This window comes from Kitasatospora sp. NPDC059146 (assembly GCF_042786665.1).
Taxonomy (GTDB): domain Bacteria; phylum Actinomycetota; class Actinomycetes; order Streptomycetales; family Streptomycetaceae; genus Kitasatospora.
In genome coordinates this window covers 19122-32058 of record NZ_JBHZCY010000060.1, presented here as the reverse complement: position 1 = coordinate 32058, position 12937 = coordinate 19122, and the positions used below count along the sequence as shown (strand labels likewise).

The following is a 12937-nucleotide window of genomic DNA, read 5'->3' as shown; positions in this document are numbered from 1 at the left end:
TCCGGGGGACTACGCTCAGGCGCGATCCGGGTCGGCCGGGCGGGGCGGCGACACGGTGCGCAGGGAATCCGGAGGGAACGGGTGGGGGCTGCTGCTTTCGCCGCGCTGCTGCGCGAGCGACGTCTGTCGGTGGGGTGGAGCCAGGACGAACTGGCCGACCGCTCAGGGGTGTCGGCCCGGTCGATCAGCGCGCTGGAGGCCGGTGGCCGCCGACCGCGGATGTCCTCGGTGGTCCGGCTCGCCGAGGCCCTCGGCGTCGCCCCGGACGCCCGGGCCCACTGGCTGGCCGCCGCCCGGGAGAGCGATGCGCCTCCCGCCGTGCCCGCCCCGGAGAGCGCGCCGCCGCCCTCCCCGCCGCCGCTGCCCTCCCCGGGGGCCTCGGGCCCGCAGCAACTCCCCATGGCGATCCGGCACTTCACCGGCCGGGCCGGTGAGCTCCGGGCCCTCGACGCCCTGCTCGCCGACGTGACCCCGGGCTGCGGCGCGGTCGTGATCTCGGCGATCGCCGGCACCGCCGGTGTGGGCAAGACCAGCCTCGCCGTGCACTTCGCCCACCGGGTGGCCGACCGCTTTCCCGACGGCCAACTCTTCGCCAACCTGCGCGGGTTCGACCCGGCCCGGGCCCCGGTCGACGCCGCCGACGTGGCCCGCGGCTTCCTGGACGCCCTGGGCGTCCCGGCCCTGCGGATCCCCGCCGACCCCGACGGGCAGCTCGCGCTCCTGCGCAGCCGGCTGGCGGGCACCCGGACGCTGATCGTCCTGGACAACGTCCGGGAGGCGGAGCAGGTCCGCCCGCTGCTGCCGGGCTCCACCACCTGCCTGGTCGTCGTCACCAGCCGCAACCGGCTGCCCGGCCTGGTCGCCCTGGACGGCGCGGTGCCGATCGCCCTGGACGTGCTCTCCCGCGAGGAGGCCCGCGAACTGTTCGCCCGCCGCCTCGGCGCGACCACCGTCACCGAACAGCCCGACGCGGTCGACGAACTGATCGAGCTGTGCGCCCGGCTGCCGCTCGCCCTCAACATCGCCGCCGCCCGGGCCGCCGACCACCCCGGCACCCCGCTCGGGGTCTGGGCGCGCGAGCTGCGCGACTCCCGGGCCCGCCTGGACCTGCTGTCGGCGGGCGACAGCCACGCCGACGTCCGCCTGGTGCTCTCCTGGTCCTACCACGCCCTGGCCCCGCAGGCCGCCCGGCTGTTCCGGCTGCTCGGCCTGCACCCGGGCCCCACCATCAGCGTGCCGGCGGCCGCGAGCCTCACGGGCCGCCCGCCGACCGAGACCCGCGCCCTGCTGGACGACCTGCACCGGGCCCACCTGATCACCGCACCCGAGCCCGGCCGGTACACCTTCCACGACCTGCTGCGCGCGTACGCCGCCGAACAGGCGGCCGCCCTCGAACCACCGCAGGGCCGGGCCGGGGCGACCCGGCGGATGCTCGACCACTACCTCCACACCGCCCACCGCGCGGCCGGGCTCGCCTACGCCGACGACGCCTCCTGGCACCCGCTCGACCTCGCCCGCCCCGCCGCCGGAGTGACACCCGAACAGCTCACCGACCGGCAGCAGGCGCTCGCCTGGTACCGGGACGAACAGCCCGTGCTGGAACGGATCGTCGACGCCTCGCACGCGGCCGGGGCCGACCTGCACACCTGGCAACTGGTCGGCGCCCAGGTGCCCTACCTGCTCAAGTCGGGCCTGTGGCAGCAGTGGCAGCGCGCCGGCGAGACCGCGCTGGCCGCCGCCCGACGCGCCGGCGACCCCGACCGCCGGGCCCACGCCCACCGCTGGCTCGGCCAGGTGCACCGCTCCCAGGACCGCCAGCCCGAGGCCCAGCGCGAACTACGCCTGGCCCTGGCCCTGTTCGAGGAGACCGGCGACCGGCCGCGCGAGGGCCGCACCAGGCTCGACCTCGCCATCGCCCACGGCGAGGTCCGGGACGACGCCGAGGCGGTGGCCGAGTCCCGACGGGCCCTGGCCCTGTTCGAAGAACTCGGCGACCCCTCCGGACAGGCCCTCGCCCTCAACAGCATCGGCTGGTACCTGGCCCAGCAGGGCGAGCTGCGCGCCGCGCTCACCCACTGCCGGCGCGCCCTGGACCTCGCCCGCGAGGCCGGCAACCTGCCCGGCCAGTCCTCCATCTGGGACAGCATCGGCTACATCCACCACCGACTCGGCGAGTACCGCGAGGCCCTGCCCGCCTACCACGAGTCCCTGAACCTGCGGCGGGCGGTCGGCGACTACTTCCTCCAGGCCGACATCCACACCCACCTCGGCGACACCCACCTCGCCCTCGGCGACCGGGAAGCCGCCCGAGCCGACTGGACCCGCGGCCTGGCCATCCTGGACGACCTCCAGCACCGCGACGCCGAAGCCGTCCGGGCCCGCCTCCACCGCCTCGACGCCGCCCCGGGCACGGACCGATAGCAGGCCTCGGATCCCGAGCCGAGCCGCTCGAACGGCGCTCTAACGCGCCGCTCCGATCCCCTCCGGCAGGACGGCCACCACGAAGGCCACGGCCTCCTCCGGCGTCTCCAAGCGCGCGAGCAACGTGCCCCCGTTCCGTACCCCGTAGAACCCCTCGTCGTGCGGCCAGATCATGGGCCCGACCCTTGTCGTGGTCCGCTTCGCCGTGATGCCGGTGGAGAACCCGAGGTTGAAGTGGCTGGTCACCGGCATCAGTTGGCGGAGCACCGGCTGGGCGTACGCCGCCGCCAACAGCGCATGCACGCGCGGGAACCGGTTCATCGGCGGCATGTGGATGCCGTCGAGTCGGCGGCACCACTCCAGCTCGACGGCACCGAGCGGCTCCCGCTCGTGCGCGAGGGCCCAAGGGCGGAACTCGATGCACGGGGCCTGCTCCCTGGTTCCCGCGAGCCCCGCTCCACCCGTCCAGGCCACCACCGCCCTGACCACCTCGGCCGGATCGGCGGTCGACCCGCCGGCCAGGCACCGGCCATTGCTCTGGAGGTACACCCAGAAGGTCCGACCCTGCTCGTCGGCCGGGCGCACCCACACCCGCCGGTCGAGCCCCGCGTCGACGTACGCGGCTGTGCCCCTCCACGGTCCTTCGTGCTCAGGCAGAACGACCCCGAGGCCCTCCGCCGCACGCAGCAACCTCTCCCCGAGCGTCACGCCACCCCAGTCGTCCTCGCCGGACCCCACCTCGAAGCCCATCCGACCAGTATGCCGCCGAGCGCATCGACGGTCTCCGTCGATCAGGCTACGGTCCTCCTCACCTCGGGCCGGGCGCCGGCCGGGGTCGATGCCTTCTGCTCGGACGGTGCGCGCCGAGGGCTGTGACGGCGGTGCGGCGGAACTGCTGGTCCACCTGCCGGCCCTCCCCGTTCGACGGTGTCGGGGCACGCTACCACCGGGGTGACCGGCAGGTGGTCCGTCTCACGGGCGGCGCAGGAAGACGTCCTGGAGGAGGTTGGTGTCCCCCGGGACGAGGTTGCCGTCGTCGGCGTTGAAGATCACGGTGTCGCCGGTGGCGTCGACCCGGGGGGCGGAGGAGGCGGCCGTGCTCTGGGCGCCGTCGCGGGTGAGGCTGACCCGCTCGGTCGTCCCGGTCCGCAGGTCGCGGCGGAAGACGTCGACGGCGCCGTTGGTGTCGCCGGGGACGAGGTTGTCGGCGGCGGAGTCGAAGTAGACCCAGCGGCCGTCGGCGGTCATCTCGCCGCCGGAGGATTCGCCGTCCGGTGTGCTGCCCGACAGCCCGGTGTCGACCTGGGTGGTCCGGCCGGTGGCCAGTTCGTGGGCGTACACGTCCAGTCGGGTGCCGCCGTGGCCGGGGCTGCCCTGGCCGTAGGACGCGAGGGAGTAGAGCAGGTAGCGGCCGTCCCGGCTGATCCGGGCGTCGTGGGCGGCGTCGCCCAGGTGCCCGGCCGCGTCCAGGCTGCCGGCGGCGATCCGGCCGGTGCCGGCCTTCCAGACGTAGTAGGGGTAGTAGTGCGGCCGGGCCAGAGCGGGGGCCGCGGTGGCAGCCGGGGCGGCGGCCGGGGTCGCGTCCGGGGTCGCGGCGGGGAGCAGGTTGCCCGCCCGGGAGCCGAAGGAGACGGTGGAGCCGTCGGCGCTGATCGTCGGGTCGAAGGAGTTGGCCTCGGCGGCCGTGCCGTCCGCGCCGACGGTGACCAGGCGGCTGGTGCCGGTCCGGCGGTCGGTGACGTAGACGTTGTTCTGGCCGGTGACCGCCGCGCCGCTGGCGAGGTCGCCGCGGTTGGACACGTAGGCGACGTAGCGCCCGTCCCGGCTGATCGACGGGCTCTCGGCGTCGTAGCGGCTCTGGTCGTCGGTGGTGGGCAGGCCGCCCGCGGTGACCAGCTCGGTGCGGCCGGTCCAGCGGTCGCGGACGTAGACGTCGCTGCGGTGCTTGGCGCCGCCAGGCAGCACGTTGGTGGCACTGGCGCTGAACGCCACGTACCGGCCGTCACCGCTGATCGAGGCCTGGAAGGTCATGGCGTTCAGCTTGGATCCGTCGTCGGCGACGCTGACCCGCTCGACGTGGCCGTTGCGCAGGTCCCGGACGTAGATCTCGACGTTGTTCGGGGTACCGGGTAGCGGCAGCAGGTTGGTGGCGGTCGAGGAGAACAGGGCGTAGCGGCCGTCGTCGCTCAGGCCGAGGGCGGTCGAGTAGCCGTCGAGCTGTTCGCCCTTGGGGCCTTCGCTGACCCGGGCGGTCTCGCCCTTGGGCGGCCGGGCCTCGGCGGCGGGCATCGCGGCGCCGGCCGCGAGGGCGGCCACCAGGACGGCGGCGGCGCGGGCCGACCGGCGACGGGTGCGGGCGGTGGTCATGGATCATCCTCCCCAGATGACGGTGCCGGGCCCGAACACCCCCCGCGGCCCGGTTCGGGACGAGCCAACCGCCCGCGCGGACGGCCGGTCAACGACCGTGGGCCAGGTCGTCCGGAAACACGCCACCGCCGGGGTTTCCGGCCGAAACCTCCCGCTCCGCTACGCCGCCGGGCCGGGCCGGGCCGGTGCGGCAGGAGAGCGCCGCACCGGCCCGGGGCTCACGCCGAGGTGCCCGTACGGCCGCGGCGGCCGAGCAGTACGCCAGCCGCCGCGGCGAGCACGCCGAGGACGCCGACCACGATGCCGGCGATGCCGAGACCGCGGGCGGTCGCGTCGCTGGCGTCGGCCTTCGCCGCAGCAGCCGCAGCCGTCGCCGTCGGCGCTGCCGTCGCACCGCCCGACGGCGCCGGGGTCGCGGCGCCCGCGCTGTCCCCGTCGGCGGCCGCGGCCGTCAGGTGCAGCACGGGGGCCGGGTTCTTCGGCTCCGGCTGTCCGGCCTGGGGCTCCTCGATCCAGCGCACCACATTGCCGTCGCTGTACGTCTGGAGGGCCTTGAAGACCACCTGGTCGGTGCCCTCGGGCAGCGCGCCGAGCTCGACGGTGAAGTCCTGGTAGTGGCCGGGGCTGATCTGGCCGCCGGTCCAGATCACCTGGGAGACCACGTCGGTGACGTCCCCGTCGTCGGTGTGGATCGGGGTGGTGAGCTTGGTCGTGGTGATCTTGTCGGTCCAGCCGGGCACCGGCGCGACCAGGGCGGACGGGACGGGGTGGTCGGTCGGGAAGTCGATCTCCACCTTGACGGTGCTCTTGGTGTCGTCCTCGTTCGGCACCCGGAAGGCGAAGGTCCGGTCGGTGGCGTTCTTCGGGACGCTGGACGGGTCCACGATGACGTGCGCGGAGGCCGTGGTGGCGGCGGCCAGGACGGTCGCGGCCGCCAGGGCGGCAGCGGCGGCCAGGCGGGTGGTGCGGGTCAAGGGAGTCGGGCGGGTCAGGCGGGAAGCTCGCATGATGCGGTCGTTCTCCAGGGGAGGGCACGCGTGGCCGCGCACGGGCGGGCGGCGGGCCGGTGTCCGAACCGGGACGTCGTCGGCCGCCGTACGGGAGGTCGCGTGCGGTGGGTGATCGGGGGCGGGAGGACGGCCTGGCCCGGGAGCGTCCCCGCTCCGGTCACGCCGTCGCACACCCCGGCGGGCCGCGCCTGATCACCACGTGCCGTAGGAAGGCCGAGCACGCCCGGCCCGAGCGGTCGGCGCCCGAGGCCCGGCGCAGCGCGCGCCCGGGGGCGTTCAGCCCGTCCCGCAGGGCCGTGAACAGGGCCAGCACTCCTCGGAGTTGAGCCGCGCAGGCCCGCCCGGTGGCCTCGGCGGCGCGGGCCGCGAGCCGGACCAACGCCCACACCGCCGCCTCGCCCCGGCGCAGCCACCAGCCGGCGGCGAGGGTCGCGCCCAGGTGCGCCAGGAGCATCGCGGGGCTCAGCCCGACGAGCGTCGCATGGCACCAGAAGCCGAGGTGGCTCGCCGCCACGGCGGTGTGGTGGGCGGTGCCCGCGCCTGCGCTCGCCGTGACGTGCGTCATGGCAGCGCTCCGACGCCCGGCCATCCCCGGCATACCGCTCATCCCCGGCATGCCCGCCATGTCCGGCATCCCACTCATATCCGGCATTCCGGCCGTCCCACCGGTGCCGCCCCGCGCCGTCCCCGACTGCCCGGCCCCGGTACCAGCCCCGGCAGCGGCCCCGGCCGCGTGGAACAACAGGTGCAGGCCCGCCTGGCCGCCCAGCAGAGCGCCGACGATCGCCCGGGCCGAACGCTCCCGCCGCGCACCGAGCACGGCGAACGCCACGACCAGCACCCACCCGAGCAGCAGCACGCCGGGCGACAGCCGGTCCCCCGAGGCCAGCACGTGCCCGGCGGCGGACAGCACGAGGCAGACCGTCGCGAAGGGCAGGGCCCGCAGCACGCGAAGGTCGAGGGCGGCGGCGCGCACCGGCAGCGGTGCGGGCCCGGCGTCGAGGTCGGTCATGGCGGCGCCATCATGGCACGGGATCCCTGGGCCCCGTCGGGGTCTCCCCTGATTCGTCCCCGATCCGGCGCCCGGCGGCGTTTCGGCCCACCCCGCCCCGGCTACCACAGCCGTACGACCCGTCCGGGAAACCGGGCCGCAGGCCTTCATCGCGGCACGCCGGAGCGGTAGTTGAGCTTAAGCGGATCTTCAGCAAGCCCCTGTCATCCTGACCGTGCCGCGGTTCGCCGCGGCCCCAGCCGCCGCTCGTCGCACCAGGCGGCTTCCCCCCGCGCCCCGGCCGCGTCCGGGCACCGGATCGTGCCCGGACGGGCACCGGAAGCCACCCGCCCCTGCCCCGTCACCGCCAGAGGATCGGCCGATCGTGTCGCAACTCCCGCACCTCCACGAGGCATCGGCGCACCACGCCGACGCGTCCCGCCCGTCCGCGCCAGCCGCCTCGACCGCCGCCGGGACCGCCGCCGGGCGCGTCGTCATCGTCTCCGCGAGCGTGGGCGCCGGGCACGACGGCGCCGCCGCCCAACTCGCCCTGCGCCTGGCCGGGTCGGGCCACACCGTCGACCGCTGGGACTTCCTGGACCTGGTCCCCGCCGGGCTCGGACCACTGGTCTCGGAGTGCTACCGGCGGCTGCTGACCATCGCCCCCTCCGCCTACCAGCGGATCTACTCCAGCACCGAGTCCACCGGCCGGCCGGGCGCCCTGATCCGGCTGATCCAGCGCAGCACCCACCGCAAGCTGCTGCGCGCGCTGCCGCCGGACACCCGCGCGGTGGTGGCCACCTACCCGATCGCCGGGCAGGTGCTCGGCACCCTGCGCAGCCGGGGTCGGCTGGCGGTGCCCGCCGCGGTCTACCTGACCGACTTCTCCGTGCACCCGCTCTGGGTGGCGCCCGGCGTCGACCTCCACCTGGCGGCCCATCCCGTCCCCGCCGAACAGGCGCGTGCGCACGGGGCCGAGCGGGTCGCGGTCGCGGGCCCGGTGGTCGACCCCCGGTTCACCCCGACCACGGAGGCCCTGCGCACGGCCGCCCGGGACCGGTTCGGGCTGCCTCCGGGCGCACCGCTGGCCCTGCTGGTGGCCGGCTCCTGGGGGGTGGGCGAGGTGGCGAGGGTGGCCGCCGAGGTGCGGGCCACCGGGGCGGCGGTGCCGGTCGTGGTGTGCGGGAAGAACCGGGCCCTGGCGGAACGGCTGCGGGCGGACGGCGTCGAGCACGCCTTCGGCTGGGTCCGGGACATGCCCGGCCTGATGCACGCCTGCGACGTGCTGGTGCAGAACGCCGGGGGCCTGACCTCGCTGGAGGCGTTCGCCTGCGGCCTGCCGGTGGTCAGCTACCGCTGCATACCCGGGCACGGCCTGACCAACGCGGCCGCCCTCGACCAGGCGGGCCTGGCCCCCTGGGTCCGCGACCCGGCGGAGCTCGCGGCCGTGCTCACCGCCATGGTCGACGGGCCCACCGGGCGCCGGTACCGGGAGGCGGGGCTGGCGCTGCACCGCGACGCGTCCGGGCCGGCGGAGGCCATCGCGGCCATCGCGGCCGGTTCCTCCGGCGCCGTACGGGCCGCCGGTGGCTCTCCCGGCGTACCGGGCTCCGCCCCCTCCCCCGCCCTACCGGACTCCGGCTCCGCCCCCGCCGTACCGGACTCCGCCGCCTCCCCCGCCGTACCGGCCGACGCCGCGCCCCCGGTGCACGCCGGACCGCCACCGCTGATCCCCGCGCAACGCCGCCGCCCCGACCGGGAAGCCATCCCCACCCGCGCCTCCGCTCCCACCCCACGCCGCCCCGACCGCAGCCCCGACCGCCGCCCGGGCCGTCGCGTCGGCCTCGCGGTCGCGGCGCTCAGCGCGACCGCCTGGCTGTCCACCGCGGGCACCCAACTCGCCGTCGCCTACGGCGGGTTCGACGCCGTCGACGCCGGCCGCACCGGCCGGGCCTTCCTCGTGGTGCACCCGCCGCACGGCGGGCACCTCGACGACGCCACCCTGCGCGCTCTGTCGGCCGTGCAGGCCGCCGTCTCGGTCGACACGGACGAGGCCGCCGCCGACCCGGCCGAGGTCCGCCGCTTCGCGGCCGCCGGGCTCACCCTGGTCAACGCCGGCTACGGCCCGCCCTACCAGAGCGGGATCGTCACCCGCCGCGACTCCGTCGAGGCCGGGGCCGACGCCCTGCGCTCCGCCACCGGCGCGGGCAGCTCCTTCTTCCTCTCCAGCCGGGACGTGGACGCCCTCGACCTCGGCCTGGCCGCCTACCACCGCGAGCACCTGGTCGTCCCGGACCTCCGGATCGCCTGCGGCAGCGCCGTCACCCCGCAGCTGAGACCCGGCCAGATCGTCCTGGTCGAGTGCGGCAGCGCCGATCCGGCGGGGCTCACCACGACCATGAACCGCCTGCTCACCTCCCACCGCCCGCCGCGCCTCGGCGCGCTGAACTCCCTTTCCTGAGGCCCCCATGAAGCCCCGCGCGCTCCCGCTGCTCGGCGCCGCCGCTGCCACCGCCGCCGTCGCCGTCACCGCCCTCCACGCGGCTCCCGTGCTCTCCACCTACGGACCGCTGCGCAACCGGCTGCTGCCCCGGCTCGCTGGGACCGGCCGCCCCGACCACGTGGCTCTCACCTTCGACGACGGCCCCGACCCGTCCTCCACGCCCGCCTTCCTGGCCCTGCTCCAGGAGCGCCAGGTGCACGCCACCTTCTTCCTGCTCGGCTCGATGGCCGTCCGCGCGCCCGCGCTGGTGCGGGAGATCGCCGACGCCGGGCACGAGATCGCCGTGCACGGCTGGGCGCACCGCCCGCTGCTGCTGCGCGGGCCGCGCGCCACCTACGAGGACCTGCGCCGGGCCCGCGACACCGTCGCCGACCTCACCGGCACCGCGCCGCAGTGGTTCCGGCCCCCGTACGGCGTCATGAGCGCGGGCGCCCACCTCGCGGCCCGCCGGCTCGGCCTGGCCCCGGTGCTGTGGACGAGCTGGGGCGAGGACTGGACCGGCCGCGCCACGCCGGACACCGTCCACCGCACCGTCACCGCGGACCTCTACGGCGGCGGCACCGTCCTGCTGCACGACTCGGACTGCACCTCGGCCCCCGAGGCCTGGCGCTCCGCCCTCGGCGCCCTGCCCCGGCTGCTCGACCACTGCGCCACCCGGGGCTGGCAGGTCGGCCCGCTCCGCGAGCACGGGGTCGGGGCGGGGCCCCGAGGCGGCGCGGCCTGAACCGGACCGACCACGGAACCCGGCGCGTCAACCGACGACGGAACCCGGCGCGTCGGCGGCCCCGGCGCGTCAGCCCGAAACGGACTGCGGCCCGGCCGCGATGCGGGCCGCCCGGGCGCACACCCGCCGCAGCAGCGCGTTCAGTTCGGTGCGCTGGCCCTTCGTCAGCGGGGCCAGCAGGTCCTCCTGGACGCTGGCGGCGTCGCCGTGCAGCCCCTCCAGGGCGGCCTCGCCCGCAGCGGTGAGGGTCACCACCTCGTGGCGGCCGTTGACCTGGACGACCATCGACTGCACCAGCGCGGCGGCCAGCAGTTCGTCGAGCGCCCCGGAGACCTCCGCCTCCGGCAGGCGCAGCCGGGCGGCGAGGTCGGGCCGGGCGTGCGCGCCCTGCCGGGACAGCGCCGCGAGCACCGACAGGTGGGTCTGACCCATCCCCCGGGCCCGCCAGCGGTCCGCCAGCAGGCCGTCCGCCGCCCGGCCGGCCGCGGACAGCAGGTAGACCGTCTGCTCGAAGGGACTCGACGATCCCTTCCGCCCGTCGTACACGTGCCATCCAATCGCTGGGAGAGGGCTGCACCACCTCCGGTCCGGGCCCCGGAGTGCCGACGCCCATGCCCGCGCCGGGCCGAGTCGTACCGGCGGTGAGCGGTACGGAACGCGCGGAGGGCGCGAGGACCACGGGCACGCGGTGCCGCGGACGGGCGGGAGCAGCCACACCCTACCCACGGTCGGCGGCTCCGGTCTACATCGATGTCGTCGAACCGCGAGGTCACCGGCCCCGCGCCGCGCACCCGGACCGGGTCACGCTCCGACGGCCGGTCGACGTATCTCCGCACCCGGGCACGTGTCGGTCGTACAGAGACCTTTCGGGCTCCCGCATACTCGCGATCGCTGTTCGAGGGCGCCGACGCCGCGCCCGGCAGCCGACCCGAGCACCCGCCCCGAGCCCGCCGGAGGACCCGTGACCACACCCCCGACCACCCCCGACCCCGATCCGGTCGTCGCGGCGCCGACGTACCTGGCGGACATCCGCACCTACTTCCGCCCCGAGGACGTGGCCCACATGGCCACCAAGGGCATCGACCTCGGCACCTACGACGGGGTGAAGCAGAACGCCCTCACGATCTTCGCCCACACCTCGCCGCCCAACGCGGGCATGCCCCCGGACGCGGCGGGCAAGTGGAGCGCCAACCGCTCGCAGACCTTCAAGAACTGGATCGTCAACGGCTTCCCGCTCGGCACCTCGACACCGGTCACGACGCCGCCCGGCGGGGCGGCCCCGGCCCGGCTGCGCAAGGACGTCACCACGCTCACCGACGCCGAATTCGCCCTCCTGACAACGGCGTTCAACGGCGTCATGGCCCGCTCCAGCACCGCACCGGACGGCTACTTCACCCTGGCCGGGCAGCACGGGCTCCCCAAGGCCTGGTGCCTGCACCACGAGCCCCGCTTCAACCCCTGGCACCGCGTCTACCTGCGCGAGTTCGAGGACGCGCTGCGTTCCGTCCCGGGCTGCCAGGACGTGACGCTCCCCTACTGGGACATCTCCACCCCGCTGCCGGACCGCCTCCAGCACCCGCCGTTCGACCAGTACGTCCTGCCGGCCGACCCCGGCGCCACCGCGACGCCGCCGGTCACCGGGCTCTTCCCGTACACGACCGAGCGCTACCCGGTCGCCGAGATCACGGCGAACGTGACGAGCTTCGGGGTCCTCGACGACATCGCCACGTCGATGGCCCAGTCCCTCTGGGGCGCGTCCGACATCAACGGCTACCAGAAGTTCTCGATCCAGGCCCACGACAGCGGCCACGGATCGGTCGGGCCGACGATGGGCGTCCAGGAGGTCTCCGCCTTCGACCCGGTCTTCTGGTTCTTCCACTGCAACATCGACCGGCTGTGGCTGCGCTGGCAGCACCTCAACACCGCGACCACCCTGGCCGGGTTCCGCACCACCCTCGCCGGCGGGGACGACAGCTGGCTCACCGACCCGAACTTCAACCCGCTGCCGCCGTTCACCGCGACCGCCGACCAGACCATCGCCACCGACATCGGGTACGACCGGCTGGACCTGCCCCCCGCCCCCGCGGAGACCCTCATGGAGAACCTCTCCGGCAGCATCGACGCCGCCCGTACCTTCTCCTTCCGCAGCGCGGACCCGGTCTCGGTGCGGGTGAAGGGCATCAACCGGCTGAACATCCCGGGCTCGTTCGTCGTCAGCCTGCTCGCCGACGGCGAGCCGGTCGCGAAGCGGTTCTTCTTCCAGCCGAACAACCCGCGCCAGTGCGAGACGTGCGCCAAGCACGCCACCGTCAACATCGACTTCCGGCTGACGAGGGAGCAGGTCCTGGACCGCACCCTGAGCGTCCGGATCGACGTCCCCGGGCACTCCGAGAAGGTCGGCACCGCCTTCCCCCTCGCCCAGGCCGGCCACCCCACCGTCAACGCCCGCCTCCTGGCCGGCGAGGCGTAACCCGCGGCCCCTCCCGTCGCTCTCCCCCGACCTCTCAGACGAAGGCGATGACGAGCAGGACGGCCGCCACCAGCAGCGCGACCGTCAACGCCGACGTCCCGCTGCGGCTGCCGGGGCCGCCTGGGCCGCCGGAGGTGACGGCGGCCCAGGAGACGGCGGGGACCGCCACCGTGAGCACGATCGCCAGCCACCTCACGGTGCCCATCGGGACCCCGGCGACCTCGGCCCCGAAGACGGTCGTGAACATCACCAGCAGCCAGGCCGTCGCCGTCAGCAGCGCCCAGGCCGCCCGGGCGGTCCACCGCTCGACCGGGTCGGCCGCACGGAAGTTGCTGCGGGTCATCGTCAGGATCCGGGTCCAGTTCGTCACCGGAACATTCTGTCGAACCGGACTCGCGGGGGCCAGGGGCGGGCCTCCCCTGGCAGCGGGCTCGGCGGGCAGCGGGCTCAG

The 12937-nt window shown here is 75.6% G+C and carries 10 protein-coding genes; 4 read left to right on the top strand and 6 right to left on the bottom strand.

What is annotated here, in order from left to right:
• The first annotated feature begins 81 nt into the window (after nt 1–81).
• A complete protein-coding gene (locus ACFXPX_RS24305) occupies nt 82–2421 on the top strand; it encodes an ATP-binding protein (protein ID WP_380643228.1) in 2340 nt (779 codons plus the stop codon).
• 39 nt (nt 2422–2460) lie between these two features.
• Here the strand turns inward: ACFXPX_RS24305 and ACFXPX_RS24300 are convergent, their stop codons facing one another.
• From ACFXPX_RS24300 to ACFXPX_RS24285, 4 genes are all read right to left on the bottom strand, one after another.
• Nucleotides 2461–3171, bottom strand: a complete 711-nt coding sequence (locus ACFXPX_RS24300; RefSeq protein ID WP_380643226.1) for a DUF6193 family natural product biosynthesis protein — start codon at nt 3169–3171, stop codon at nt 2461–2463.
• Nucleotides 3172–3393: 222 nt separating this feature from the next.
• A complete protein-coding gene (locus tag ACFXPX_RS24295; protein WP_380643224.1) occupies nt 3394–4788 on the bottom strand; it encodes a TolB family protein in 1395 nt (464 codons plus the stop codon).
• Between the two features lie 218 nt (nt 4789–5006).
• Nucleotides 5007–5795: a YcnI family protein gene (locus tag ACFXPX_RS24290; protein ID WP_380643223.1), complete on the bottom strand. Its 789-nt coding sequence runs from the start codon at nt 5793–5795 to the stop codon at nt 5007–5009.
• A 160-nt stretch (nt 5796–5955) separates the two neighbouring features.
• Complete coding sequence (locus ACFXPX_RS24285; protein ID WP_380643221.1) at nt 5956–6810, bottom strand: hypothetical protein; 855 nt, start codon at nt 6808–6810, stop codon at nt 5956–5958.
• Between the two features lie 364 nt (nt 6811–7174).
• Here ACFXPX_RS24285 and ACFXPX_RS24280 point away from each other — a divergent pair, with 364 nt between their 5' ends.
• Nucleotides 7175–9250, top strand: a complete 2076-nt coding sequence (locus ACFXPX_RS24280; protein ID WP_380643219.1) for a glycosyltransferase — start codon at nt 7175–7177, stop codon at nt 9248–9250.
• Nucleotides 9251–9257: 7 nt separating this feature from the next.
• The gene (locus ACFXPX_RS24275) at nt 9258–10016 is read left to right on the top strand and encodes a polysaccharide deacetylase family protein (protein ID WP_380592181.1); all 759 of its coding nucleotides are present in this window, start codon (nt 9258–9260) and stop codon (nt 10014–10016) included.
• A gap of 69 nt (nt 10017–10085) precedes the next feature.
• Here the strand turns inward: ACFXPX_RS24275 and ACFXPX_RS24270 are convergent, their stop codons facing one another.
• The gene (locus ACFXPX_RS24270; protein WP_380531150.1) at nt 10086–10562 is read right to left on the bottom strand and encodes a MarR family transcriptional regulator; all 477 of its coding nucleotides are present in this window, start codon (nt 10560–10562) and stop codon (nt 10086–10088) included.
• A gap of 415 nt (nt 10563–10977) precedes the next feature.
• Between ACFXPX_RS24270 and ACFXPX_RS24265 the strand changes: the two genes are divergently transcribed.
• Nucleotides 10978–12486: a tyrosinase family protein gene (locus ACFXPX_RS24265; RefSeq protein ID WP_380643217.1), complete on the top strand. Its 1509-nt coding sequence runs from the start codon at nt 10978–10980 to the stop codon at nt 12484–12486.
• Nucleotides 12487–12520: 34 nt separating this feature from the next.
• Here ACFXPX_RS24265 and ACFXPX_RS24260 read toward each other — a convergent pair whose 3' ends face one another.
• On the bottom strand, nt 12521–12856 hold the full coding sequence (locus ACFXPX_RS24260; RefSeq protein WP_380531155.1) for a hypothetical protein: 336 nt from the start codon (nt 12854–12856) through the stop codon (nt 12521–12523).
• Nucleotides 12857–12937: the final 81 nt, after the last annotated feature.

Bases quoted from the DNA above. Each gene is read 5' to 3' on its own strand.
- ACFXPX_RS24300 (WP_380643226.1), bottom strand. From the start codon at position 3,171: ATGGGCTTCGAGGTGGGGTCCGGCGAGGACGACTGGGGTGGCGTGACG.
- ACFXPX_RS24295 (WP_380643224.1), bottom strand. From the start codon at position 4,788: ATGACCACCGCCCGCACCCGTCGCCGGTCGGCCCGCGCCGCCGCCGTC.
- ACFXPX_RS24290 (WP_380643223.1), bottom strand. From the start codon at position 5,795: ATGCGAGCTTCCCGCCTGACCCGCCCGACTCCCTTGACCCGCACCACC.
- ACFXPX_RS24285 (WP_380643221.1), bottom strand. From the start codon at position 6,810: ATGACCGACCTCGACGCCGGGCCCGCACCGCTGCCGGTGCGCGCCGCC.
- ACFXPX_RS24275 (WP_380592181.1), top strand. From the start codon at position 9,258: ATGAAGCCCCGCGCGCTCCCGCTGCTCGGCGCCGCCGCTGCCACCGCC.